This is a genomic window from Streptomyces sp. NPDC059166 (assembly GCF_042755185.1).
Lineage (GTDB): Bacteria > Actinomycetota > Actinomycetes > Streptomycetales > Streptomycetaceae > Streptomyces.
In genome coordinates this window covers 107,280-132,943 of the sequence record NZ_JBHZCI010000017.1, presented here as the reverse complement: position 1 = coordinate 132,943, position 25,664 = coordinate 107,280, and the positions used below count along the sequence as shown (strand labels likewise).

Genomic DNA, 25,664 nt, shown 5'->3' with positions numbered 1-25,664 from the left:
ACACGGACCCCCTGTTCTCCGTCCTCTACGGGTCGATTCCGCGCCGAGCCTGATCGAGTACGTGCTCGAGAAAACCGGGCACGTTCCTACCGCCGAGAACGAGCTGACGGTCCAAGAGGCGGTTTCCCGTCTCACATGAGGTCTCGCTGACGAGGGCGCATCCGTGACAGGCTGACAGATTCAGCTGTGACGAGCCTTGCCTGTCGCTCTCGATGCACACAGGGTCGTTAGAGCAGACGTCCGCGTCGCTCAGCGCGGCCAGCGTCAACGGGAGGATCTTGTCCGGTGCGCCCAGCCGTACGAGCCCGCCGAGTGTCCCCTGAGCGTCGCCGGACGCCGTGTAGATGAAGACGCCCGCAGTGCGGTCCGGTCGGCAGGAGTGCGCGTAGACGCGCTCCTGCAGGGCCGCCGACGCGTAGCCACTCGCGAAGGCGAGTCTGCGGATGAGCAGGTGGGAGATGGTGTGAAGCGCGATGTACCGCGGTTCGGGTACATCCAGGCGCTGGGCCCACGGGGTCGCTTCCCTGCGCTGCGCCAGGATGTCGGCCCGCGCACGGACCTCGGGCAGGATCTCCCACGCGGCCATCCGCTGCTCGTCGAACCGTAGGAAGATCCCCTCGCCGAAGGTCTCGACGGCGGGATAGACGGGCCTGCGCCGCCGGTCGGGACCGAGATCGGCGGAGATGAAGTCGGCGTCGGCGTCGTGACGTCGGAATCCGCGCAGCGCCCTGACCTCGCGGACGCGGCGCACCTGACCTACGCCGAGGACACGGCTCGTGAGGGCCGAGTACGTCTCTGAAGCAGTGGCCGTCCGCCAGCCGTCGACGATGAAGTCGCCCGCGCCGTTGTCCCTGCCGTTCTCGAGCTTCTGCAGGAAGGCCGCCCACTCCCCGTCCTTGAGGTCGAGGAGCGGATCCTCTTCGGAGTCCTCTCCGCTGGCCGCGAGGGCCAGGACGTCTTCCGGCGACACCCCTTCGACCTCGTCCGCGATCCATCCGGCCACCAGCTCCGCCTGGGGACCGCCGTTGTCGGCCACCACCTTCTCGAAGTACACGTGGCCGCGGATCAGGTCCGTCGTCCGCGCGGACCTGGGCCGTTCCTCAGGGATGTCGAGCGCCGACAGGCGATCCGCGATGTAGTTGCCGGTGGCTCCGCGCTGAACGGCGACGAGGCGGTGATCACAGACGTGACCGGGCTTCGGGTCCTCCCAGGGTTGGGCGCCCTCACAGCGGATACCGTCACGGTGCAACGACTCGCTGCCGACCAGTTCGGACAGCGGACGGGTCCGGCCGCACCCGGTGCACTGGATGCGGAGCGACCCCAGCCCCTCTCCGAGCTGAGACGAGCGTACGAACTTCAGTTCTTTGTAGGCGCGGCAGAACCGCACGGCCTCGCTGACGTCCCCGTCGCTACCGCGGTGCGCCCACTTGAACCAGGGGACGTCCTGGATGTGGCTGCCTTTCCGACACACCGCGACGTAGCGCATGGGCACGAGCGTCCCACCGCACTCGCACGTGTTCGTGAAGCGGCCCTTACTCTTACCGCTGAACTGGGAGAGCCTGGTGCACCTCTCGCAGAACCGCCATGCCGGGAAGCGCCAGTAGAGCAGGTGCGGGGTCCCCTTGGCCGCGCGCCCGGAATGGGCCGGAGCCTGACGCAGGACGCCCGCTCCCAGCCGAGAGAGGAGCCGTTCGCAACTGATCTCGGGCGCAGACCTGCGGTCCCACCACGACGTGTCAGGCGCGATCAAGGACTCCCCGAGCACGTCGACGATGGCTCCCACACCGAACGGTGAGAGCGTCTCCGACAACCGCAGGTCATGCAGGATGCGTTCCACGCCCGTCTCCTTCCATGGGCTCACGGACCTGTACGGCGACCTTCGGCTCGACCGATCGCATCGAGTCGGCGACGAGCCACCCCTCCCCCGACTGGCCGAACCGCTTGAGCAGAGCGTTGTCGTCCGACTTCCTCCGGTCGTACAACAGCGTGCTACCGGCATCTCGCGCCATGCGCGCGCGGCGGTCCCAGTCGCTTAGGAGTCGCCGCACCTCCTCCGCTGTCTCCTCGGCCTCCGTACCCTCGGAGCAGCTCACGATATCGACGAACGTCGCGACGAGCCCGTCGATCGCCTCGCGCATCGGACGGTCGGAGAGGTCTAGACGCGACGCGGCGTCGTTGTCGGAGAGGGTGGAGAACGACTGCCTCAGCAACGCCACGAGTGCACCGGCCAGCGATCGCCCACGGGAAGCCACGGACCAAGGGGTGACGCTCGTCGGCTCGACGCTACGGTAGAGGGCTTCGTGATAGCCGCGGAAGGTCTCGAAGTGCGAACGGTCGCGCGCCCGGTTCGAGCGGAACAGCGTGGTGACGACACCGTTGTTGCGTCCGCGCCCGACCCTGCTGGTGGCCTGGATGTACTCGGCGGTCGTCTTGGGCTGGCCGACCATCAGCATCAGCGCCAGCCGAGGGATGTCGATGCCCACGGACAACATGTTGGAGGACAGGACCACGTCGACGGCTCCGCCGCCGTCGTCCACGCTCCGGGCCAGTTCACGCAGGTCGTTGGGAAGTTCCTCAGGGCCGCGCCGACTGGTCAGCTCGAGTACACGGTCGGCCCGGATCCGCCGCACCGGCAGTTGCAGACGTTCCGATCGGACTTCGAGGCGCCCGTTCACGTCGTCGACGATCAGAGTCCCCGAGCGGCCGAGCTCACGAAGACTGTTGTGATACATCACGGCCGTCCAGTAGGAGTCCCGTGTCGTACCCGTATCGGTCACTCCGGCGAGCACCTCTGGGATCTCAACCATGGGAGCGGTCGCGGCGATGACCGCGGAGACCTGCGAGAGGGACTGCGGCATCAAGCCGACGTACAGGCGACCCTCGCCGCTCTCGACAGGGCGCGAGAAGAAGGTCCGGTCGCCGTCGAGCCCTGTCGGTGGGTACAGGGCGACGCTACGCCCGTACAACCCGCGGACCTGTTCGTCCGATGCCCGGATCGTGGCCGTCGAGGCGATGATCTTGGGGATTGAACCGTCTCTGCTCAAAAGCATCCTGATCACCGCGTCGAAGACGGCGACCGTCGTGCCGAGTGGTCCCGACAAGAGGTGCAACTCGTCCTGAATGATCAGCGACGGCTGTCGGAAGGGCGTGTTCAGACCGAGAAGGCTGCCGGCCTCCGGCTTGAACTGGAGACGGGCGAACTTGTCCACCGTGGCCAGCAGGATCGTCGGTGGTTCGTCGTAGAGGACGTCGTCGACCACACCCACGGGAAGTTCGTCACGGAATCGGCAGTCCCCGCGTGTGCAGTGGATGACGATGTCGCGGCCGTGGAGCCGGAAACCGTACTGAGCCCGGTCGTGAGCCTTCGCCTCGGGCAGGAGCGACGCGCCGCACCACGGACAGCTCTCGACCTGGAACTCGTTCGCCTCCTTGGGACGGGAGGCTTTGTGCAGGCGCTCCAAGGCGTGCTTGGCCTCGACCCTGGTGGCGGGAGTGACCTCGTTGCCGACCCACAGGCCGATGGAGAATCGGGCCATGCCCTTCGTCCGTGGATCGTCGTGCCGCAGGATCTCCATCGCGCAGACGAGGGAGGCCGCGCGCTGGAACTGCTGCGCCGTCAGGAGACGGAGCGTATATCGGGTGATCACGGCTGTACCGGCGCCGGAGGTTTCATGAACGAGCCGACGACGGAAGATCTCGATCGCCGCTAGTCCCAGGTAAGCCTCCGTCTTTCCACCACCGGTCGGGAACCAGATGAGATCGACGAGCTCCCGGTCGTCGTGTCCCTCGTCGACGGTCGACGCGAGGGAGACCAACAGGAAGCCGAGCTGGAAGGGGCGCCAGCCGGGTTCCTTCAGGGTGGCCGGGTCCTCGCCGTTCTTGACCGCCGTCTGGCGCAACTGGAGGCGCATCGCGGCCATGCCGAGCGCGAACGCCCTCCTCAACATGTCGTGCTCCGGGGCGCGCAACAGGTCCACGCCAGCTTCCATGCGGCGCACGGCGGTGCGTGCCCGCCGGGTGATCGATCGAGCGGTCGGAGCGTCGTCCCCGTACTCGCCGACGCGCTCCTCCTGTTCCGTGACCCAGTCGGAGAAGGACTCGACGAACACGTTCAGCTTCGACAGGACCTCAGCCGTGTCAGTGTCGATCCGTTCCAAGAGGTCGAGGCGGAGTGCCCTCGCAGCTTCGGATTCGGGGGCGAACCCCGTGGTCTCGACCGCGGGGACGACGTACGCCGGGACGGGATCGAGGAACACACGGATACAAGCGCCGTCGTGCAGTTCCCAGTCGGCCGCCATGCCGTGGCCGACCGCGTACACCCTCTTGTTCCGGTAGCGCAGCCGCAGTTCGGCGGATTCGTCGTCCAGGTCGAGCGACCGCACGCCGTCGTACTCGCGGATCCGTCCGCCGTGGGCGGGCGTCACGCTCAGGGACACCTGGAAGAGCATCAGGGCGATGTCGGACCGGTCTTTGCCCGTCGACTCGGACAACACGCGCGCGTGCACCGTCACGAGGTGGGCGTCACCGTACGGGCGCCACCTGGAACCGATCTCCAGCTCCACCTCTCCCGCTCGGACCTCGTGCGGGGGCCTGTCGCCGGACAGCTCGACCCCTTCGAATCGGAAGGGGCGGCGCTGCCACCGCGGGGGCCCGTCGCCCGTCACCGGCTGGTATGCGCCCCCCGAGAAGTCGCACAGGACGGTGTCCCGGTCCGTGACGAAGGAGATCGCCACCGACGAGGGACGCCAGTCCTCGGCCAACGGCACACCCGCTCCGGACTCCTCCACCTCTCCCTCGAAGCCGTCGCCCACGACCGACGTCCCGCCGTCGCCCACCTCGGCGTCGGGCACGGACGAGCCGGCTGGGAACAGCATCCCGACGGCGTACTGTCGGTCCGGCATGTTGGTGACGACTTCCCCCTCGCCGCCGTCCGGTCCTACGTACGACTTACGAAGATGATCCAGTATGAGGTCCTGCGCCCTGGTCCTACTCATCCGGTCACCGTCCGCTGAGGGAGAAGCTGCTGGAGGCGTCGACGGTCTTCCTTGGTCGCGACGATGTGAAGGGAGACGCGGGCACGCGTGACCGCCACGTAGAAGGCCGCTGTCCCGGCGTCGTCGTAGACCGGGGGGAGATCGCAGACGACGACGTGTTCAGCTTCGAGTCCCTTCGCATACCTCGGGCTCGTCACGACGTGACCGCGGGGCATCTCACGGGGAGCCGTGTTTGAGGTCGTGCTGATGATCCAGACGTCTTTACCGGGGACTCCTTCGGCGAGCAGCCGTCGAGCCACGGCGTCGGCCGCGGCGAGGCACGCCTCCGCGCCAGGAGTGTGCCATTGGACCCGCTCCCCGTGAACGATGCCCGGATCCCCGACGTCAGCTCCGAGGTATTCCTGCACGACGTGCACCATCGCCCGCGTGTTACGGACGTTGAGGTCCAGGTCCACCGAGAGCGCCTCCGGAGCGATCAGCTCGAAGACGTCCCGGTCGAAACCGCCGTCTACGTGCGCCTGGTTGTTCATGTCGAGGAACATCCGCCATCGACCGCCGGCCCGTCCACCACCGACGACACCGTCGAGCTTGTCCATCGCCTCGGCAGTCATCAGGTCCTGCGCCTCGTCGACGAACACGGTGTCGTAGTCCTTGGTCGGTCGCAGCTCGTCGAAGGGGATCACGTCGACGTCACGGTCGGTCACGTGCGGGGCGAAGAAGCGCACGAGCCCTGGTGACCGGAAGGTCACCAGTACCGACCTCCCTTGATCCGCCTCCTGCTTGGCCGCTTCGACGAGGACGATCGACTTGCCCGTCCCGGCGCCTCCGAAGACCATCACCCGGGGATTGCGCGCGAGTGAAGCGAGGACCCTGGCCTGGCTCGCCGTCGCGCGGTTCTGCTCCTCGATGACCGCTCCACGTTGAGCGTCGATCACGGGCATCCGGGTGAACTCGCCGAACAGTCGGCTCCGGAGGTCATCGATCCTCGCGAGCTTTCGGCCGGTCGGTGGTTTCCGCGAGGTGGCGGCGATGGAGTCGAGTGCACCGGTCATGTGCTCGATGCTCATGGCGTCCTTCGCCAGCCAGTGGGTCGACCGCCATTCGACCGAGTGCGGAGGCGACTCGGTGTCGGGCGTGACGACGACGGCCTCGTGGGCGAACCAGCCGATGCCCTCCTCTTGGAGGATGTCCCGCAGCGCGTGCATGGCGGAGCGGGCCTGCTCCATCGGGGACCCCGACAACTTGTGCCAGTCGTCACGGCGGTCGACACTGTACCAGGCTCCGTCGAACTTCCGGACGCCCCCGCCCTTCACCTCGACGAGGATGACGACCTTCTTCCACAGGATGACGAAGTCCGCCTCCGCCTGCTGCTTGTAGGCGTGTGACCGCAATTTCACCGAATGGAAGGCGACCGCGTCGGGGTCGCCCTCGATGTCCCGGAGCAGGCGGGCGACCCTGCGTTCGGCGTCACTGCCGGCGTTCCTCTCGATGTCGGTGAGATCGGGGACGAGGATCACGCGCGCTGTTCCTTCCAGAGGTCTTCGTACTCGCGGTACCCGAGCAGATCGTTGACGTCGCCGAAATTATCCGCCATGTCAACGATGAGACATTCCTTCTTGCCACCGTTGGCGGGGCCGCGCAGGCCGCGTCCGGCCATCTGGATGTACGCGTTCGGGCTGAAGGTGGGACGGGCGATGTAGAGCGCGCGGACGCCCGGAGCGTCGAACCCCTGGATCAACAGGTCGCAGTTGGCGAGGACGCGGATCTCGTTCCTCTTGAACTTCGCGATGACGTCGCGGCGCTCCTGCCTGCCGGTCTGCCCGCTTACCGCCGCCGCCTCGACCCCGCGGTACCTCAGGGTCGCCGCGAGGACCTGAGCCGAAAGGACGTTCGGGGTGAACACCAGCACCGGCCACTCCCGGTCCAGACCCATGATGTGGTCGACGAGCGTCGCCATGCGGGCCTGGTCCTGACCGATGCGCTCCATGACGCGGGCACTGATCCTGCGCTGTTCCGTCGCCTCGGCGATCTCGTCCGGCAGGAGCTGGACGTCGATTCCGTCGAGTACCCGATGCTCGACCCGAGCGAGGACTCCGAGCTCCGCGAGCTGTCTGTATGCGTCCGAACCGAAGGCGTCGAGCTTGCGGTTGCCGAACCGGTTGACCAGAGCTCTGGTCGCCGTGTCGGACTTCCCCTTGAAAGGCGTCGCGGAAAGGCCGACCAGGGGCCGGGCCCAACCGCGCCCGGCCACACCGAGCCATTCCAGGATGCGTGTGTACCGCTCCGAACCGCCCGCACGGTGCCCTTCGTCGACGATGACCGCCGCCGCGTCGGCGAGCCACGCGTACTCCGGATCACCGAGGATGACGTCGAGCTTGGCGTCCGTCGCGACGATGAGGCTGAACTCGGTGTCCGGTTCGTGCACGGTGTTGCGTTCCCAGAGCCGCCCCACCGTCAACGGACGCTCGTCCGCGAGTCCTCGCCAGACCGTCGTCCAGGTCTGCACCGCCTGTTCACACAGCTCCAAGGACTGTGCTATCCACAGAACCGGTCCCCGAAGGTCACCCTCGATGAAGAGTCTGAGCACGGTCTCCGCCGCTACGCGCGTCTTTCCCGCACCCGTGGGGAGCTCCACCATCGCCTTCAGGTGACGTCGGTTCGCGTCGCGTAGTACGAGGACGTCCTTGAGCTGCCTGCTGATCTTCTCCTGGAAATCGTGAAGCGGATCCAGTCTCACGGCTCCGGGGACGATGAACTCGTGCTCCTGCGGCTCACTGCGGCGCCCGGCGTACTTGGCCCCGAAACCCATGCCTCGCAACCAGGAGATGGTTCCGGCGCTTCCGGCCCACTTGCTCGGGACGTCGTTGAAGCCCTCCTGCTGGAACAGATGGGCGAGCTGTTTGATCGAGTCCGACCCGTACACCGTGAGGAAGAGTTCGGAGACGGAGGCGTCGTCATCGAGCAGTCCCTGCGTCTCCAGAGCCTGCCACAGTCCCTTGGGCAGGGCGTCCCGCAGGTCGTCGGGCCCGAAGTAGACGTCGAGGCGTTCGGCGTCGGTGGCGGCCGCCCTGGCTTCCTGCTGGAGCCTTTGGAGCCGGTGATCGAGGCCCGCTCTGAGCACGTTCTCGAGGTCGGCGTTAGTCAGGCGCAGTTCGAACGCTTCGTTGATGTGACCGAGGAGTCCCCGCTCGTCTACATCGTCTCGTACGAACAGAGTCGACCCGTCTAGGTGCCAGGACAGCGGCTGGTCCTCGACGCCGTCCTCCGTGGTCACCCGCTTGAGCACCTGGATCGCACGGGTGACCGTCGCATTGGCCAGACGATGGGCGACGTGTGTACTGCGCAGCCCGGTGAAGAGGTCGAGGACCTGTTCGTTGTCCTGCTCGCCGTCGATCACCATCGAGAACGCGAAGCTGTCCTCGAATCTCCGGCAGCCCACGGAGTCCACGAGTTCCAGCGCCTGGGTTTCCGTCACCCGCAAGTACGGGCGCTGACGTGAGGAGAGGAAATCCCGCTGGTCGTCCGTCGTGGCGAGATAGACCGACGCGGGTGGACGCGATTCGATCGCGCGTTTCAATCGGGCGGGGATGCTCGGAGGGCGGCCGTTCGGATGGGCGATGCGGCACGCCGTCGTGATGAACTCGACGAGGAGGTCGTCCTCCAGGTTGGGGGGGAAGAGCTCCGCTGCGAGGGCCTTCCTGAGCACCTGTGCGGGAACGGCTTCCAGTTCGTCCGGCAGCCCCAGCGTCTCGGCGACTCGGCGCGGTCCACGGAACAACGGCAGCAGTTTCTCGTATTTGACGAGAGACGGAGCGACGACCTCGACTGGTGCCAGGTAACCGCGGGTCGACTCGAGCAGCCCTGCACGATCCACGGCCCAGCGAACCGGTGACGGCACCGCATGGGTTCGGCCCGTGTCGAGGTCCTCACAGGTCCACTCCACGTCGTCGATCTCGAGCAGGCCGACGGTCCAGCTCTCGCGCAACTTCGACGACGCGTTCGAATCTAGCAGGATGGGCAGCATGGAGAACGGACCCGGACCTTCGCCGGGGAGGAGGTCGACGTTCTCGATCGGCCGTTCGCCGGGGCCCTGGGCCTCGTTGAGCTTCGCCACGACCCACTCCCGGTACTGCGTGAGTGCCGGTTCATCCTCGACCGGGTAGTGGCGTCTGGGCGCGCGCACCACGCCCAGCTGGTGTGCCACCTCCGGCATACACCGCCGGCGGTCCAGCGTCACGGCTGCATGCTCGGCACCCAGCGATTCGGGAAGGTCGAAGACGGTGTGGGGCCACGCCCAACCACCGTCGGTGGTCGGTACTCTGACCGTTAGCGGGTGATCGGCCAGTGCTCTGCCCGCGTCACGTGGAGGCAGCCCGAGGACGGCCTCCCAGAGCTTGGTGAGTTCTTCGTCTCCTGAGGAACTCGAGAGTGCGGCGAGGCGCGCGTTGAGTATCGCGCGCGGATCCAGATCTCTGAAGCCGGTCCTCCTGAGCCCTTCCTCGACACCGGGCTGGGCCAGGAAGTCGGAGGAGACGAAGACCGCTCCCTCGATCTCGACGCCCTCTTCCTGGTGTAGGAAGACGACGTGCCGGTCCGCTAGCGACCGCATGCCCTCGGTGGTCGGTACCACTCTGGCCTGCTCGACGTCGGACTGGGGCTTGTGCCCGATCGTGAACTTGAACGCGTTGGAGGAGGACACCGGGTCCGGCCCGTCGGCCCACTCGCGAAGCCAGGAGAGAATGCCGCGCTTCGGTATCTCGTCCAAGGCCCGCTTCATGTCCCTGTCCGTGGCGTCGATACCGGCGTGCGGGCTCGCGGAGGTGAACAACTGCCGTAGACGAGTGACACGCTGCGGCGACGTGTAACACCGCCAATGCGGTACGTCGGTGGCGGTGTGCACGGAGACACTCCACGCGCGGTGGACGTCCGGGTGAACCTGGATGGCGAAGTCGAGGGGGCGCAGCACGCCGGAGTTCACCAGAGCACCCGTCGCGTCAGGAACCATGTCGACATTCGCCGCGATCTCCGGCACGTGCGCGCACAGCAGCTTGTCGCCGAACGACAGCGGCTCTCGCCCTCGCGCGGGCATGTAGTCGAGGTGCGCGGCCGGGTCGTCGGGTTGTTTCACCTGCGGCAGCAAGCCGACGAACATGTCCGAGAGTGTCGCGAGGATCTCGCGGTTGTAGTCGTTCTTCAACAGCGTGGTCCGGTCGTCGTTCACGCTCCACGGAGCGTTGAAGAGCGCGGACGCCGACGTCTGATCCTGGAGTGGGAAGTAGGACCAGAACCGCCCGACGCGCTGTCTCGCCTGTCGCTTCGGGATCGCGACGGTGACCTTGACCTCCGTACGCGACACGGCCTCGCCGACCTCCTTGCGCGCCGCTGCGGACGGTGCGTGCATGCGGTCCGCGACGATCCACTCGTCGCCGCCGCCGTCGGGGGTCTCGATCTTGTAGACGCCACCGCCGAATGCACGGGACGTGTGGCTCGTCTCGAAGCCGTCGAGGCCGAGCACTCTGAGCCTCACGTGCCGAACGGCGCCGACGAAGAGCAGGAACTCCGAGGCGAACGACTCGATCTCTCGACGGAGCCGGACGAGGTTGGTCGCGTGCGGTAGTTTCACGACGCTGGAGGCCCACTCGGCGAGCTCCGCGAGGATCGGGTCCTCGGCGAACGCGGTGAACGGGTCGACGACGGTCGGCGTGCGAAGGAGCGGATGGCGTTTCGCAGCGGGCGCGATCCGGCGGATCTCGTTTCGCGCCGTGCGCGAGTTGAACTCGAACGACACCGAGCGGCTGAAGACCTGAGGTGCGTCCGACACGGCCAGGACGGACTTGAATCCCAGCCCGAAGCGCCCGATCTCGTCCCCTCGTTTGCCGCTGAGATGCGCGTGGGTGATCGCGGTGATCCCGTTCCTGGAGAACGGGCGACCGGCGTTGGCGCAGTAGAGGGTCCGATTCTCCGGGTCGAGGACTATCTCGACCCGGCCCGCGAATCCACTCTGGTCGTCGCTGATCCCCGACATCGCATCGGCGGCGTTCTGAACGAGTTCCAGAAGTGTCCGATTGGCGTACCCGCCGACCCGGATGGACTCTTCGTGATTGGCGTGCTCGGAGACGAGGTGTGCATTGGCACGGTAGGAGGCGAGGGCTCTGTCGAACTGATCCCCAACTTCCCGCACGAGACCCGGGTCCGGTGCCCAGGACCGCGGCGTGATCGTCATGAGTGACCGCCCCTCATGTCGAAGGCATCTGATTCACCTGCGGGCGCAGAGCCCCTCGGAGCAGCCCGAACCAAGTTCGGGTCGAATCCGATCGGGCGTGAAATCGTCTCGCGTGCGGCGCGGACGCCAGCCCCGCCCCAGTCCCAGAATCGCAACCTCACCCCTACGTCGTCGCCGTTCCACAGTCGGACGTGCGTGGCCCGACGCGTCTCGACTGGACATGAATCTAGACGATGCGACCGATGTGGACGTAATAAATCTGAATCAACCTACAGCTCCGCCAAGGTCACCGGCAGATAGCGGCTCCCCTCGTTGACCACACGGGGTGGGCGCGACGTGACCGACATCGGACGTTGCGAGGTCGTGCGGTGACCACTGTGCGTGAAGCCTGACGGTCGCTCAGAGCCTCCTGATGCTTCGTCGGCCATTCAAGGTCATCTTTCACAGCTCGGGGGTTAATCTCTCAGGACAGCGGGAACAGCGACCGTGCCATCCAGACGCAGACCGTACCGTTCAAGGCCAGGCATGACTTGCTGCTCGCCCTCCGGCCAGGAGAACAGCAGACGAGTGGCTGCTCCGCTACCCGCGACGGCGCGTCGGCAGGCCTCCTCGTACTTGCCGTGATTCAACAGATGGGAAATCAGCTCAGTGTCGGCATACACGTCGCCCGCCGCAGCCCGGTCCCTGAGCTCAGCGATCCGGCCCTTCTTCGCCAGTAGGTTCGCCAGCCGCCGTCCGTTGTATTTCCCCAGCGGCTCGGGCTCCGCTTCGAGTAGCTCCAGTAGTTCGTCGTCCAGGCCATGCTTTTCGAGCATCTCTATCAACGGATAGCAGGCATTTTTGGGCGCCAGGTCCGCCCATCGGCGCCACAGTGCGACGGCCTCCGGCACTCGCCCTTGTTCCTCCAGCCAATCGCTGAGGATGCGGCAGGCGTGCCACTCACCGTGCGCGGCTCGTTGCTCCAACTCGAGGACCCGTCCGTGGCCCAACAGTCCTTCGGCGACGACCTGCTGGGCGCGGGAGTCTCCGGCATCGGCCCTGACCGACACTTCGTCGACGCGATTCTGTTTCATCAGCATCGAGGTGATCACGGCATTGAGATCGTCGCTGCCGCCATGCTCGCGCTCGAAGGCGACGCCTGCGTCGATTGCCTCATTCGTGCGGCCGAGTCGTTGTAGTAGATCGATTATCCGCCAGGGGCCGTGCTCGTCCTGGCTCCATCGTCGGCAACGGTCGACAGCGTGCCTGGCGATGTCTGGTTCACGGAGGTTCTGTGCCACCCAGAGGTCCACCATGCGGTCTCTGGCCTGGCCGATGTCCTCATTGGCCATTTGCTCCAGTTCACTCGTTCGTCCTTGGTCGAGCAGCAGAGTCGCTAGTTGCCCCAAAGCCATCCCCTCTGCCAGCCAGCGCCGCAACCACACTTCGGCTTCTGCCGTGCTCGCCTGCGTGCCTTCCTCGAGCAGCAGGTTCACCAGCAGCTGCCTGGAATCCTGGGTTGACGCATGGGCCCGGAGCAGTTCCATCGCCTCGGCACGGCGGTCGATGTTCAGTAGATGGCGGGCAGCGGCACGAGCGGCGGGTGGGTACCCCTGTTCGGCCAGCGCCAACCACTGTGCGGAGCTCTCCTCGGAGCGCCCGGCGTTGCCCAGTGCTTTGGCCAACTCCGCTGCCGCGCCTTGGTGGACGGGCGCGTACCGGGCCAGCTCGGCGATCAACTGCTCCGCATCGCCGAGGTCCGACCGGGCCCAATCGACCAGGGTATCGATCGCCTGGGCTTGTCCCTCGACCGCTTGCGGTTCGAGGAGCTGCCGAGCCTCGGCAACCAATCCCTGCCTCTCGAGTAGCCGTGCTCGGCGAACCACACCATCCGAGCCGGCTGCCTTGTAAAATTCGTGCGCCAGCTCGTACAGCAGTCGCCACTCGGCACTCCACCCGATCTCGGCCAGGATCCTGGTGTCCACGACAGTGTCGAGCAAGGCATGCCACGCCTCGGCCGGGACCAGGGTAAAGCGCCGGTGCTGCTCACCGATCCGCAGCAGGTAGTCGGCGATGGTGTAGCCCACGACGCTACCGGGCTGGTGACCAGCCGCTGGGGAGAGAGCCGCGGTCGCGCCGTTCACCATCGTGGCGCAGTAGTCGAGTGCGGTGTCCAGCCACTGTGGTGTCGCTCTGGCCCACTGGGCCGACGTGAGATAGCCCGGCGCTGCCGCGCGCAGGTAGTCGACAGTCAGGATTTCCGGCCCCCCAAGCCGGACGGCGTCGATCGCCGCATTCATCAGTGCCCTTCCGTAGACATCGCCACTGCGCCACCGACGGATTAGGGCCGGTGCACCAGCCAGAGTCTGGAAAAGACCGAAGTCGGAGCCTGCCAGCGCCGCAGCGATTCGCGGGTCCGTGTCCGCAGCCGCCTCGGCGGCTGCTTGCTCGGACTCGCTCAAATCGCCGCCTACCTCGATGGCCCTGGCGAGTTGGAGGACTTCGCGGGCCTCGGCTGGCGCCATGCCAGGAGCGGCACCGGACGCTTCCGCTGCCCCCGCATAGCGGTCGTAGGACTCCGGCCAGAGCGCGCCGACGACCACCGTCGGCGCCCGAGGTTCGAGCAGCCGCAGCAGGATTGCCGCAGACAGCGTTGGCCGGGCGTCGAGGAAATGACCGAGGTCGTCCAGCCACACCACCACCCGGCCCGCGCCGAGGTCGGCCAGCTCCTCCAACTCCGTGACGTCCCGCGGGCGCAGCAGCCACCAGTCGGGCAGTTCTGCTAGGACGGCCTCGTAGGCCGAGCGGCTCTTGCCCGTGGAGGGTTCGCCGAGGAGCACGATCATCCCTCCGGTCGCCGCCATCTCCTGCACAGCACGTCGCAGTTTGCTGTCGTGGTCGCGTGGAATGTAGAGCGGAAGGTCTCCCCGGGCTCCCCACGCCTCGATCGCTGGCTTGACGCCGAGCATGCGCGCGTTCCACTCCGCCACCCGGCGTGCGCCTCCCAATGCCGGGCCCAGAACGGCACCAGTGCTCTGCTTTCGGGTTCGGCCGGTGGTGCTGGCACTCAGGGGCTCGGCCACCGGGGCGCTCAGCGCGGGCCGAGGTCCGCCGACGACGCTGCCGTCATCAGGGTCACTGCGGGCGGCAGTCGGCTGGTGCCAGGTGTCGGGGTCAGTGAGTAGAAGGTGCTTCAGCGCCGTGTACGAGCGGTGCTCCGGAGAGTCTGGCCGGACGATAGTGAAGTGGTCGCCGGGGAGCACGCCGACGTCCCGGAAGACACTTCGGGCTGAGGCTGGCTTGACGATGTTGTCTGCGTCGCCTGCGTACGCAGTGATGGCGATCGGGCACGTGTCGGGAGCAACCGCCTTCGCGTGGTCGATGCGAGTGACGACCGCCCGCTGCGCCTCAGTCACGGCCGTGGTGATCGGTCGCAGTTGATGCTCCTGCGGGTGCCGACCCCACCAGACGGCGCGGCGTAGAGTTAGCGCCAGTTCCGAGCCGAGGTTAGGGCAGGCGAACAGCACCACGCGCCGGATCCTGGCCAGTTCGGCGCCCCGGCCCTCGCCGAGCATTCTGGCGAGGTAGCGCTGGACGACCAGGCCACCCTGACTGTGGGAGACCAACACCAAATCATCGAAATCCCGGGCATCTACCTCCAGGAAGCCCCGGAGGCTGTCAGCCACGTCGTCGAACGACGGGATGCGGCGCAGGGGACTGAACGAGGCCGGCCGAGACATGTACGAGAACGACAGGGTCTCGAAGGCGTTGAGATCAGGGTCCGGGGCCATCAGCTCCCGGAAGGGAGCCCAAACCGCACTGGAGGAGAAGAGCCCGTGGACAAAGACCGCTCCGAGTCGTCGGCGCGCCGCTGACACGTGAACTCCGCCCTCCCTCAACGTGACTGATCGGCAGGAGCCTACCCTCGACCGCCGTCCAACCGAACCGAAACGGGGACGGTGCACGTGGCGCAGGCGGAGGGCGGCAAGACCGGCGCCAGCTGCGCAGAAGCTGACTGACCCGCACAGAGCGGTTCCGTGCCATGCACCAGCAGTGAACACTGCTTGCGTAGCATGCTGTCGGCCCCGTACGCATCCGGCGAGGCCGACAGGACGCGGTGAAAGGGCAGCAGTGCAGCGGATCGGCCTCTACTACCCGTACGTGCACTTCCGTAAAGAGCAGTGGATCAAGGCCGCCGCCCTCTACTGGCCGGGCCTGGCCCGAGTCGTCCCGCCCGGATTTCCCGTCAGCGACCCGGACTTGGTCAAGGCCTTGCGCGACGGGCTGGACAACTTCCTCATCGACGTGGACCCCAGGGAAGCAGCAGCCGCTGTCGCCCCCGCTTTCCTGAAGGCCATCGAGGACCACGGCACCGAACTCAGGCAGCGCTTTCTGGCCACTGCCGACACCCGACCTTTCCACACGCATCAGGGAAACCAGCCCGAGCCGTTGATGATGGGACAGCGCATCGTCAACACCGAGCCGACGTCGCCTGACGACCTGCGAACGCTTCCGCGCGACGAACGCCCCCTCGCTGGCCTCTACCCGCACGAGGTAGACCCAGGGCTTGCCGACGCCCTACGTGGTGCTGGCCTCGCCGTGCCGACCATGCGGTCCCGCATCGCCAGATCCGCGGACGTGATGTGGCTGGCCATGGATCCAGTCCTGGCCTGGATCTACAAGTGCGTGCTCACCGAGGAGCTGGCCCGCCGTACGCGGTACGCGCCAATCACCGACCAGGTCGCGGCCCACAGCGCCACGGACGGCTGGGACAACGACCGAATCGCTGCCGCCATGCTGGGCGAGCCGCCCCGACCGGCCAGCTCCGATGAGACAACACGACTCGGTCTGATGGCTGTGCAGTGCGTCCTCCCGGACGGCCTGCGCTCGGTGCCAGTGGCGAAGATCATCCGACTGCGGAAGGAGTACCGGGCAGAATTCAGTGCCTTCACCCAGGCAGTCGACAAGGTCGCGGCAGACCTGCGAGAGCAGGTGGTCGGAACCGAAGACCGCGCAGCCTTCGAACACCACTTTCGGATGACATTCGACGAGAGCATCGCCCAGCCTCTTGAGGACCTGCGCAAGGCCATGACCGGCCTCAACCTCAAAACCTTCTACAGCGCGCTGAACTACAAGTTCGAAGTGCCCGCCCTCGCAGCGGCGGCGGGTGGCTGGGCAGGCAACGTGCCGATCGCCGGAGGAAGTCTCGCGATTGCTGCCGCGACCCTGCGCCAGGCCACGGCAGAGGCACGCGATGCTCAGCTCGCTGGCTCTCCGGTCAGCTACCTGCTCAGGGTGGAACGGAACCTGAAGCCGACCACACTGGTGCGGCGGGTAGCGCGAACGCTTGGCCGAGCCGTCGGCTCCGGAATCTAGCCACGCTCAACCGCGGTTGCCGTGCTTGGGCAGCTCGCCCCGGAAGTCGCAGCCGGGGCACACGTCCTTACCCTGGACGGGGCCCTCGTGCCAGGGACTGCTGCACGATCCGGTGACAGCGGGTTCTATGCAGCCAGGGCTGCAGGTGGGGTCATGATGGCTTCGTAATCGATAGGGGTCAATCGGGCCAGGCGTTTCTGACGCCGGCGTCGGTGGTAGGTGCGCTCGATCCAGGTCACGATCGCGATCCGTAGTTGCTGGCGGGTGGCCCAGGTGCGGCGGTCGAGGACGTTCTTCTGCAGCAGCGCGAAGAAGCTCTCCATGGCCGCGTTGTCACCGGCGGCACCGACCCGGCCCATCGACCCGATCATGTTGTGACGTGCGAGAACGGCGACGAATTTCCGTGCACGAAATTGCGACCCGCGGTCCGAATGCACGATGCATCCTGCGACCTGGCCGCGGCGGGCGACGGCGGATTCCAGGGCTCTCACCGCGATACTGGACTTCATCCGGGCGTCGATGGAGTAGCCCACGATGCGGCCGGAGTAGACGTCCTTGACCGCGCACAGGTAGAGCTTGCCCTCGCCGGCTTGGGTTCCAGCAGTCGTCGCAACACCTATCGAAAGTGGTGTTCGCGGTGGATGCGCAGGGCAAGTCTGCGGAGTTGAAGAGCAGGTTCTTCGAGGAGCTTGATCGTGGTGGCTCTGTGCCGGCCGCTGCGGAAGCCGTCGGGGTGAACGTGAACACCGCGTACGGGTGGGTCCGTCGGGCGGGGTTCAGGATGCGGGCGGCGCCGCGCACTTACACATGGGAGGAGAAGGCCGAGTTCTTCCGACTGCTGGCGGAGCGCAACAATGTCTCAGCGGTCGCCCGCGAGCTGGGCTTCAACCGGGTGACCTGCTACAAGTGGGCGCACAAGGCGGGGATCTTCACGCATGAGGCCCGCAGGGTTGTGCCCCGCCGGGAGGAGTTCCGCCGACTGCGCGCCGAGGGCCTGACGCGCGCCGAGGCTGGAGCGCGCGTGGGGGCTGACAAACGGTCTGCCCAGGACTGGGATAAAGGCGTCACGATCGTCCGCCGTGGTCGGCTCTATCCCGATGGTCGTCTGGCGAACTACCCGGCCCCCAGGCTGTCTGCTGTGAACACCCCACGGACCGCCCGCACGATCAACGGCAGAGTCGACCTGGACCAGGTCGAGAAGGTGATCCATCCCCGTTACCTCAGCCTGGAAGAGCGGGAACAGATCCGCGATCTGCACCGCACAGGGCTGTCCATACGGAAGATAGCGGCCGAGCTGGGCCGGGCACCGTCAACGATCAGCCGTGAGTTCAAGCGCAACACCAGCACCACGCACGGATACCTCCCGCACACCGCCCACCGTCTGTCAGTGCAGCGCCGCGGCCGGCCCCGACGCGCGAAGCTGGTGGCTTCACTCGGCCTGCACGACTACGTGCAGGGCAAGCTGAATGATTGGTGGTCACCGGAACAGATCAGCAACCGGCTGATCCGGGACTTCCCGGATGCTCCGGAGATGAGGCTGAGCCCGGAGACGATCTACCAGGCCCTGTACTCCCAGGCCCGCGGCGGGCTCAGGAGGAAGGCCGTCAGCCGGCTCCGGCACGGCCGCATCGCACGCCGCCCGCGCAGGGACCCGCACAAGCGCCGCTCACGGTTCGTGGACAGCATGACCCCAGTCAGGGACCGGCCCGAGAAGGTCGAGGACCGATCAGTGCCGGGCCATTGGGAAGGCGACCTCATCATCGGCGCCGCAAGCGGCTCTGCCATCGCCACCGTGGTCGAGAGATCCAGCCGGTTCGTGATCCTCGGCCACCTGGGCCGCGAACGCTCGGCGCATAAGGTCCGCGACCGACTCATCGCCGAAATGTCACTCCTGCCAACATGGTTGAGAGGCTCCCTGACCTGGGACCAAGGAGCCGAGATGGCCGAGCACAAGGCATTCACCCAGGCCACCGGCATGCCCGTCTACTTCTGCGAACCGGCCTCGCCGTGGCAGCGCGGCACCAACGAAAACACCAACGGCCTACTCCGACAGTACTTCCCAAAAGGCACGGATCTGTCCCGGCACACCCCCGAGGACCTCGCCGCGGTCGCGGAGACGCTGAACAACCGCCCCCGCAAGTCCCTCGGCTGGCGAACCCCCACCGAGGCTCTCGACGATCACCTACGATCACTCATGACCAGCAGCGTTGCGACGACCAGTTGAATCCGCCCGGTGGCGTGCTCGGTGATGTCGGTCAGCCAGAGCCGGTTGGGTCCGTCCGCGGTGAAGTCGCGTTTCACCCGGTCGTCGTGGACCGGCGGGCCGGCCTTGACGTTCTTCCCGCGGCCCCTGCGCTTGCCGAACGCGCTCCACCAGCGGTTGTCGCGGCAGATCTTCCAAGCGGTCCGCTCGGCCATCGACTCACCGGCCGCGCGGGCCTCATCGGCCAGGAAGCGGTGGCCGAACTCCGGGTCGTCGCGATGCGCGTCGAACAGGGCGTTCGCCCGGTATGCCTCGACGAGTTCGGTGTCGGTGACCGGTGAGGCCAGCCACCGGTAGAAGGGCTGGCGGGCCAGCTTGAGCACCCGGCACGTCACCGCCACCGGCACCCGGAACGGGGCAGCGGCGGCGGCCAGCTCGCGGACGAGCGGGTACATCATTTTGACGGCAGGTTCGCCTGCGACAGATACGCCGCAGCCCTGCGCAGCACCTCGTTCTCCTGCTCCAAGAGCCGGATGCGCTTGCGGGCCTCGCGCAGCTCGGCCGACTCACCCGTCACCGGCGCGGGCTTGACGCCGTCCTCGTCGGTGCCGGCGCGGCGCAGCCACTTCGACAGCGTGATCGGGTGGACGCCGAAGTCGGCGGCGATCTGTTCCAGCGTGACGCCGGGCTCACGGTTCCGCGCGACCCGCACGACGTCCTCGCGAAACTCTTTCGGATACGGCTTGGGCACTGCAACATCCTTCCAGGCCGCCTCTCAGCAAGCCAGGTCAGGTGTCACCTATCCGTGCAGCAGTCCCCCAGCTGCGAAAGGCTGGGTGGAGGATCACCTTTTCCGCTGACTAACGAGCTCGTGCGATCCGAGCCATGCCCGACCGTCTCTGGCATCCCGCTCTGGATTAGGACGGCTTGCTCCGTGCCGGCGCCGAGGTCGCCGAGCTGACCGGGATGGTGGAGCTGACCGGCTATCCGGCCGGCACCCGCATCATCGTGCGCCGCGAGCGACCACACCCTGGCGCCCAGCTCTCCCTGTTCGACCGGGACGAGGGCTCCGCACAGTTCCTGGAGGTCCGCCACCGCGGACACGTCACCGTCGAAGACCACATCCGGTGCGGCAAGGACACCGGCTTCGGCCGCTTCCCCTCTCGCCACTTCGCCATCAACGCGGCCTGGCTCGAGCTCAGCCTCGCAGCGATCGACCTCCTCGCCTGGACCCGCGTCCTACTGCTGGAAGGCGATCTGGCCAACGCCGAAGCCCAAGAAACTCCGCTACCACCTCCTGCGCGTCGCCGACCGCCTCACCCACGGCGGCCGGCGCCACCACCTGCGAATATCCGCCACCTGGCTCTGGAGACACGAGCTCGCCGCCGCCTTCCACCGCCTCGCGGCCCCGCCCCGCCCAGCCAGCTGACCGGCATGCCCCAGGCCACCCACGACCCGAAGGTCCCTGGAGAACCCGACCACCGCGCCGGGACTCCACCATGCCCGAACACCGAAACCGCGTCAGCCGCACAACGGCTGCCCCTCAGTGACGCCTCATCGCCCCAACCGAAACGGCGAGGTTGGTCGGAGTCGCAGGGACTTTTCAGGGACTTTCAGCTCTGTCGGAGGGACATCCGAGGGAGTTTCCGCAGTACAAGCAGGGAAGGCTGCGACAGCGCTGAAAGGCCCCGGGCTTCGGGTCCGGGCACCCGGGCGCTGTCACTCCATAGCGCGCCGGTACGGCATCGGGTAGGCAGCAGCAACGGGCGCTTCGAGGCCGCACACGGCCCTGACCTCGAAGAACGCGCCCCTGCGGGCCCGGCGGCATCAGCGCCGGGCCCGCAGGGGATGTGTCACGCGTACGGGTAGAACCCCGACCCCGACTTCCGGCCGAGCCGGCCCGCGTCGACCATGCGCTGGAGGAGCGGGGGAGCGGCGTACAGGGGCTCCTTGTACTCGGCGTACAACTGGTCAGCTCTGTGGCCTGCGCTCTCGTTAGTTCGTGCGGCGGCTTGGAGTTCAGAGTGCGATTTGGCGTTCACCGGACCTTCTGTTGCTCCAGCCATTTAAAGACCTCAGCCTTCTTGTACAGGACCTTGGCGTTCCTTCCTCGGCCGAGTTTGTACCCCTTCAAGCCCAGTTTTGACGCCTCCCTGTAGACCCAGCTCGTTGACATGCTGAGCATCGAGGCGACCTCGGAAGTTTCCATGAGGACGGCCTCGGCGGGGCGACTCTTGCGTGGTCGGGCGTTTTCGGAGTGGTGCGGCTGCGATTCCATGGGGGAGGCGGCTCCTTGCGACTGGGCGAGGCGGGTCGGGATCCGTTGTGGCAGGGGGACGGTGGATTAGTAGTGGCCATAGTCACGAGAGTCGTCGGCTTTGCCGAACCGGGATTCACTGGTAGGCAGCCGCGCTGCCTCGAAGGTCTTGCGGAGACATGGCCCTCGTGTGTGTCAGGGCCGTCGTCCTGCTGTAGGGGTGACGATGATCACCAGAGCTCTCGAGGGAAGCGCTGCGTGGCTTGTGAGGGTCGTTGGGGTGGAGGTAGGGGAGCGGGGGAGGCTCTCCTGTCCCTGTCTGATGATGCGTCAGGATAGTCAGCATTGGGTCAGCATTAGTCCTGAAAAACCTGCTGACCCCTGCCCGCACATGCGACTCGTTGTACTCTGGGCGCACAGCCCTTGACCTGCAAAAACGCAGGCAGGGAGCCTACTTGTGGGAGTCCCCCGATGATGCGTACAATGTTCAAGTCCAAGATCCACCGTGCCACCGTCACCCAAGCCGACCTCCACTACGTCGGATCGGTCACCGTCGACGCAGATCTGATGGACGCCGCGGATCTGCTGCCCGGCGAACTCGTGCACATCGTGGACATCGACAACGGCGCCCGCCTCGAGACCTACGTGATCGAGGGGGAGCGCGGCTCAGGTGTCATCGGGATCAACGGCGCGGCCGCCCATCTGGTGCACCCCGGTGACCTGGTGATCCTGATCAGCTACGCCCAGGTCGACGACGCCGAGGCGCGGACCCTGGTGCCGAGCGTCGTGCACGTGGACGCGGACAACCGCATCGTCGCTCTGGGAGCGGACGCGTCGGAACCCGTACCGGGTACGCGTACCGAGCGCAGTCCGCAGGCTGTGCCCGCGCGAGGCTAGGCCGATACGAGGAGGTCGGGCTCTCGCCCTCGGATCCGCTCTGCGCCGGTCGGGGGACACGCGCCACAGGTGTCACGGTGCGCACGTGTGGACTCGGCAGGCGCGGGCAGCCGCACGGGGAGACGGTGGAGAGGAGAGCCACCGTCTCCCGTTCGTCGCCGTTGGAGGACCGAGATGACGCAGCCGTATCCCGACCCCGTACCGCCCGCGCCGACGCCCCCGCCGGTGCCGGGGCCGCCCACACCGGTGCCGTCCCCGCCTCCCGTGCCGCCGGGGCCCGTACCTCCGGGTCCGGCGCCGGATCCGATTCCGCAGCCGCCCAGCCCCAACCCGGACCCCGTACCCGAGCCGGAGCCGTCGCCCCAGCCCACGGGGTGATCGGGGGAGTCGCGGTCCCCGTGTGAGGGGCTCGCCCGGCGGGGTGGGGCGGGACGGGCGCGATCACTCACGCATCCCCCTGGAGGGCCGTGAGCGCGTCCACGTGGGCCAGCCCGCTCTCCGCCGCGACCGAGTCCAGCGACTGTGCGTCGCGGACGGTGGCCAGACGTAGCCGGCCCGCCGGCCCGGCGAAGCCGTACACGGCGGGCCGCGGAAGGCTGTTGTAGGCCCAGGGGGTCGAGAAGTAGTACGCCCCCGTGTCGTACAGGGCCACGAAGTCGCCCTCCCGCAGTTCGGGCAGTTCGCGGGCGTGGGCGACGACGTCGCCTGCGAAGCAGCACGGCCCGGCGACGTCCTGGACCATGGGCGGCCCGGTCCGTGGGCGGCCCTCGGCGTCGAACGCCCCGATCCGCAGGGGCCAGGCGTCAGGCATCAGGACCGTGCGGGTCGCCACCTGGGCGCCCGCGTGGGTGAGTGCGATTCGGCGGCCGCCCGCTTCCTTCGTGTACTCGACGCGTGCCCCGATGAAGCCGTTCTTGGCGAGCAGCGACCTGCCGAACTCGGTGACCAGGTCGTAACGACCGTCGAATATGCCGGGCACCGCCGCCCGGAGCGCCGCCACGTACTCGGTGAAGGCCGGGCGGGCCTCGTCGTCCGCGAAGTTGACGGGCAGTCCGCCTCCGATGTCGATGCCGGTCACCCTGCGTGTGCCCAGCCGACCGTTGATCTCCTCCGCGAGCCGGTACGTCTCCGCGATACCCGCCGCGATCAGCTGCAGGGAGCAGCCCTGCGAGCCGACGTGAGCGTGCAGCCGGGTCAGCCAGGGCCGCTCGGTGAAAGCGCGGACCACCTGCTCGCGGGCACCCGGGTCACGGAGCGCCACACCGAACTTCGACGTTGCGGTCGCCGTGCTCATCGCGCCGATGGCACCGCCCCCCACCTGCGGATTCACCCGCAACCCGAGGACGGACGCCGAGCCCGGCCAGTGGAGCTCCCCGATGCGCCGGAGCTCGGCGAAGCTGTCCGCGTTCACCGCGACACCGAGTGCGAGCGCCAGCCGAAGCTCGTCACGGGTCTTCGCGGGCGAGTCCAGGACGATCCGTGCGGGGGTGAAACCGGCCTCGACCGCGAGTCGCAGCTCACCCGGGCTGGCCACCTCGCAGCCCATGCCGAGGCGGGCCAGCAGCCTCAGCACCGGAACCAGGGAGGCCGCCTTCGCCGCGAAGGTGTGCAGGACCCTGACACCCGGTTCGACGGCGAAGGCACCCCGTAGCGCGTCGACGGAGTCGCGAACGCCGTCCGCGTCCAGGAAACCGGCCAGTGGCCGCCGCTCGCCGATGAGTTCCTCCGCCACCGCGAGCCGGAGCGCCTCGGCGAACCTCGCCGAGCGCGGTGAGCTGAACGGGCCGCCGGGTGCCCCGGAGACCGGCGGCCGGGTGCGGTGGATGTCGTTGATGGGAGCCTCGCAGGTCGGAGCCTTCAGGCGATGATCGGGACCACGGCCTCGGGCGTCAGCATCCGGAAGGTGAACGCCTGGTGGAAGTAGAGCTGGATGCTCGTCGCGTCGTGGTCCAGGTATCCGATGGACAGGTCCTGGGCGAGACACAGCTCGAAGTCCCCGCCGCGTGTGGACAGCAGTACTCCGCCCGTGACAGCGGGCGCCCACAGGATGGTGTCGTCCAGTTGCCTGGCCAGATGGGTCGCCACCGGGTAGCCGTGGTCGGAGGTCTCTGTCGCCTCGGTGAAGGCGTCGGCGCCGAGCAGCAGGCGGTAGGGACCGTCGACCCCGGCAAGCCGGAGACGGGTCAGAGCCTGGCCCACCGCCGCCGGATAGTCCCGGGCGTCGGCCGGAAGCGGCAGCGCCGGGTGGGAGGAACCGTCCCGCAGTCCGGTGATCCCAGCCGCCGCGTAGCCGTCGATGACCGCCATGTCCTCCGCGAAGGCGCAGGTGCGCGCCGCGTCCTTCACCGGCTGCCAGTCGCTGTCCTCGGAGCCGCGTTCCACGTCGTCCACGGCAGCCCTCGTCACGGTGAAGGGCACCCGCCACTCGATAACCGGTGTGGAGGTGCGCGCCCGGGCGATCACGTCAGGGGCGGGCGGATCGATGTCCCGTAGGTGGCCGTCTCCGATCGCCGACAGCCCGGGACCTTGCGGATCACTGACATCGACGACCCTGCGCCCCGCCACATGGCGGGTGAAGGTGCGCCTGGCCTCCTCCTCGATCTGCTCCCAGGCCGCGTCGGTCACAGGGGCGAGTTCGCGGTGCAGATTGTTCATCGCGGGGTGCTTTCTTGCAGGCTGCCGATACGCAGCGAACCGTCGTGGCCCCTCGCGGATCCCGCAGCGTTCGGCGGAGACCCATGGGTCAGGCCCTCAGGGGCCTCCGTGGACCGGGTGGGGCCGGGGGGTGGCGGGGGATCGTCGAGGAAGTCGGCGCTGGGGGCGTGGAAGAGCGTGCCGGTGACCGCCGTGGAGAAGTCGAGGATGCGGTCGTGCCTGCCGGGCGGGTCGCCGAGGAACATGTTGCGCAGCATCTGTTCCGTGACACCCGGATCAGCCGCATAGCCGATGAAGTACGTACCGGACTCGCCCTGTTCGAAGCTGCCGAAGGGCATGTTGGCCCGCAGGATGTCGCGTTCGGTGCCGTCCTCATCGGTGACGGTGTTCAGCGCGACGTGGGAGTCGGCGGGCTTGTCCTCGTCGGAGAGTTCGATGTCGGTGAACTTGGTGCGGCCTACGATCCGTTCCTGCTGCTCGGTGCTCAGCGCGTTCCAGCCGGCCATGTCGTGCAGGTACTTCTGCACGACGACATAGCTGCCCCCCTCGAAGCCGGGATCCTCGCCGCCGACGAGAGCCGCGGTTCGTGCCTCGTCGCCGACCGGATTCTCCGTGCCGTCGACGAAGCCGAGCAGATCGCGGTGGTCGAAGTAGCGGAAGCCCTGGACCTCGTCGACGATCCTCACCGCGTCGCCGAGCTTTCCGAGTACCTGCGAGGCCCACTCGTAGCAGATGTCCATCCGCTCGGCGCGGACGTGGAAGAGGAGATCGCCCGGTGTGGCCGGAGCGTGGTGGACGGGGCCGCGCAACTCCCGGAACGGGTGGAGGCGAGCGGGTCTCGGGCCGGCGAAGAGACGGTCCCAGGCATCCGAGCCGAAGGCTGTGACACACGCCAGGCCGGCGCCGGGGACCCGGAACCCGATCGAACGGGCGAAGGCGGCCAGCTCGGGCAGCACCTTCCGTACGGCCGTCTCGCCGCCCGCTTGGATGGTCGCGACCAGGACGACCGCGGCACCGGTCAGCGGTGCGACGACGGGCTGGACCACAACGGGATCCGGTACGGCCTCGGACATGGGCGCG

General features: G+C 67.5%; 14 protein-coding genes and 4 pseudogenes. 5 read left to right on the top strand and 13 right to left on the bottom strand.

Features of this window, described 5'->3' with window-relative positions; genetic code table 11:
* Window positions 1-25: 25 nt before the first annotated feature.
* The 5 genes from drmB to ACFXOA_RS15550 all read right to left on the bottom strand — a co-directional run bounded on the left by drmB (window position 26) and on the right by ACFXOA_RS15550 (window position 14,987).
* Entirely contained in the window at window positions 26-1,837 is a 1,812-nt protein-coding gene (drmB, locus tag ACFXOA_RS15570; RefSeq protein WP_385027467.1) for a DrmB family protein, read from the bottom strand.
* Window positions 1,818-4,994 (bottom strand): helicase-related protein, encoded by a 3,177-nt coding sequence (locus ACFXOA_RS15565; RefSeq protein ID WP_385027464.1) that lies wholly within the window; start codon window positions 4,992-4,994, stop codon window positions 1,818-1,820. The genes drmB and ACFXOA_RS15565 overlap by 20 nt, the downstream gene beginning before the upstream one ends.
* Window positions 4,991-6,511 (bottom strand): NERD domain-containing protein, encoded by a 1,521-nt coding sequence (locus ACFXOA_RS15560; protein WP_385027461.1) that lies wholly within the window; start codon window positions 6,509-6,511, stop codon window positions 4,991-4,993. Before ACFXOA_RS15560 ends, ACFXOA_RS15565 begins: the two co-directional genes overlap by 4 nt.
* Window positions 6,508-11,217, bottom strand: a complete 4,710-nt coding sequence (locus ACFXOA_RS15555; RefSeq protein ID WP_385027458.1) for a sacsin N-terminal ATP-binding-like domain-containing protein — start codon at window positions 11,215-11,217, stop codon at window positions 6,508-6,510. Before ACFXOA_RS15555 ends, ACFXOA_RS15560 begins: the two co-directional genes overlap by 4 nt.
* A 455-nt stretch (window positions 11,218-11,672) precedes the next feature.
* Window positions 11,673-14,987: a hypothetical protein gene (locus ACFXOA_RS15550; RefSeq protein WP_385027455.1), complete on the bottom strand. Its 3,315-nt coding sequence runs from the start codon at window positions 14,985-14,987 to the stop codon at window positions 11,673-11,675.
* Between the two features lie 340 nt (window positions 14,988-15,327).
* On the opposite strand from ACFXOA_RS15550, the gene ACFXOA_RS15545 reads away from it, so the two are divergent.
* Window positions 15,328-16,572, top strand: coding sequence for a DUF6236 family protein (locus tag ACFXOA_RS15545; protein WP_385027452.1), 1,245 nt, complete (start codon window positions 15,328-15,330; stop codon window positions 16,570-16,572).
* Window positions 16,573-16,697: 125 nt separating this feature from the next.
* Here the strand turns inward: ACFXOA_RS15545 and ACFXOA_RS15540 are convergent.
* A pseudogene (locus tag ACFXOA_RS15540) lies at window positions 16,698-17,156 on the bottom strand (transposase); the annotation flags it as partial.
* A gap of 197 nt (window positions 17,157-17,353) precedes the next feature.
* Between ACFXOA_RS15540 and ACFXOA_RS15535 the strand changes: the two are divergent.
* A pseudogene (locus ACFXOA_RS15535) lies at window positions 17,354-17,551 on the top strand (helix-turn-helix domain-containing protein); the annotation flags it as partial.
* A 204-nt stretch (window positions 17,552-17,755) separates the two neighbouring features.
* Window positions 17,756-18,796, top strand: coding sequence for an IS30 family transposase (locus ACFXOA_RS15530; RefSeq protein WP_385027519.1), 1,041 nt, complete (start codon window positions 17,756-17,758; stop codon window positions 18,794-18,796).
* Here the strand turns inward: ACFXOA_RS15530 and ACFXOA_RS15525 are convergent.
* Window positions 18,751-19,233, bottom strand: a complete 483-nt coding sequence (locus ACFXOA_RS15525) for a hypothetical protein (protein WP_385027449.1) — start codon at window positions 19,231-19,233, stop codon at window positions 18,751-18,753. The genes ACFXOA_RS15530 and ACFXOA_RS15525 overlap by 46 nt on opposite strands.
* Window positions 19,230-19,526, bottom strand: a complete 297-nt coding sequence (locus ACFXOA_RS15520) for a transposase (protein WP_385027446.1) — start codon at window positions 19,524-19,526, stop codon at window positions 19,230-19,232. Before ACFXOA_RS15520 ends, ACFXOA_RS15525 begins: the two co-directional genes overlap by 4 nt.
* A gap of 122 nt (window positions 19,527-19,648) precedes the next feature.
* Between ACFXOA_RS15520 and ACFXOA_RS15515 the strand changes: the two are divergent.
* Window positions 19,649-20,204: pseudogene (locus ACFXOA_RS15515) on the top strand (transposase); the annotation flags it as partial.
* 424 nt (window positions 20,205-20,628) lie between these two features.
* Here ACFXOA_RS15515 and ACFXOA_RS15510 read toward each other — a convergent pair.
* Both ACFXOA_RS15510 and ACFXOA_RS15505 read right to left on the bottom strand, forming a co-directional pair.
* Window positions 20,629-20,751 (bottom strand): annotated as a pseudogene (locus ACFXOA_RS15510) (3-hydroxyacyl-CoA dehydrogenase family protein); the annotation flags it as partial.
* A gap of 62 nt (window positions 20,752-20,813) precedes the next feature.
* On the bottom strand, window positions 20,814-21,053 hold the full coding sequence (locus ACFXOA_RS15505; RefSeq protein WP_385027443.1) for a helix-turn-helix domain-containing protein: 240 nt from the start codon (window positions 21,051-21,053) through the stop codon (window positions 20,814-20,816).
* 450 nt (window positions 21,054-21,503) lie between these two features.
* On the opposite strand from ACFXOA_RS15505, the gene panD reads away from it, so the two are divergent.
* Window positions 21,504-21,929: an aspartate 1-decarboxylase gene (panD, locus tag ACFXOA_RS15500; protein ID WP_385027440.1), complete on the top strand. Its 426-nt coding sequence runs from the start codon at window positions 21,504-21,506 to the stop codon at window positions 21,927-21,929.
* A gap of 445 nt (window positions 21,930-22,374) precedes the next feature.
* Here the strand turns inward: panD and ACFXOA_RS15495 are convergent, their stop codons facing one another.
* The 3 genes from ACFXOA_RS15495 to ACFXOA_RS15485 form a co-directional block, all read right to left on the bottom strand.
* On the bottom strand, window positions 22,375-23,661 hold the full coding sequence (locus ACFXOA_RS15495) for a diaminopimelate decarboxylase (protein ID WP_385027437.1): 1,287 nt from the start codon (window positions 23,659-23,661) through the stop codon (window positions 22,375-22,377).
* 125 nt (window positions 23,662-23,786) lie between these two features.
* On the bottom strand, window positions 23,787-24,584 hold the full coding sequence (locus ACFXOA_RS15490) for a family 1 encapsulin nanocompartment shell protein (RefSeq protein ID WP_385027434.1): 798 nt from the start codon (window positions 24,582-24,584) through the stop codon (window positions 23,787-23,789).
* Window positions 24,581-25,657 carry a Dyp-type peroxidase gene (locus ACFXOA_RS15485; protein WP_385027431.1) on the bottom strand — a complete coding sequence of 359 codons (1,077 nt, stop codon included), beginning with the start codon at window positions 25,655-25,657 and terminating at the stop codon, window positions 24,581-24,583. The genes ACFXOA_RS15490 and ACFXOA_RS15485 overlap by 4 nt, the downstream gene beginning before the upstream one ends.
* Window positions 25,658-25,664: the final 7 nt, after the last annotated feature.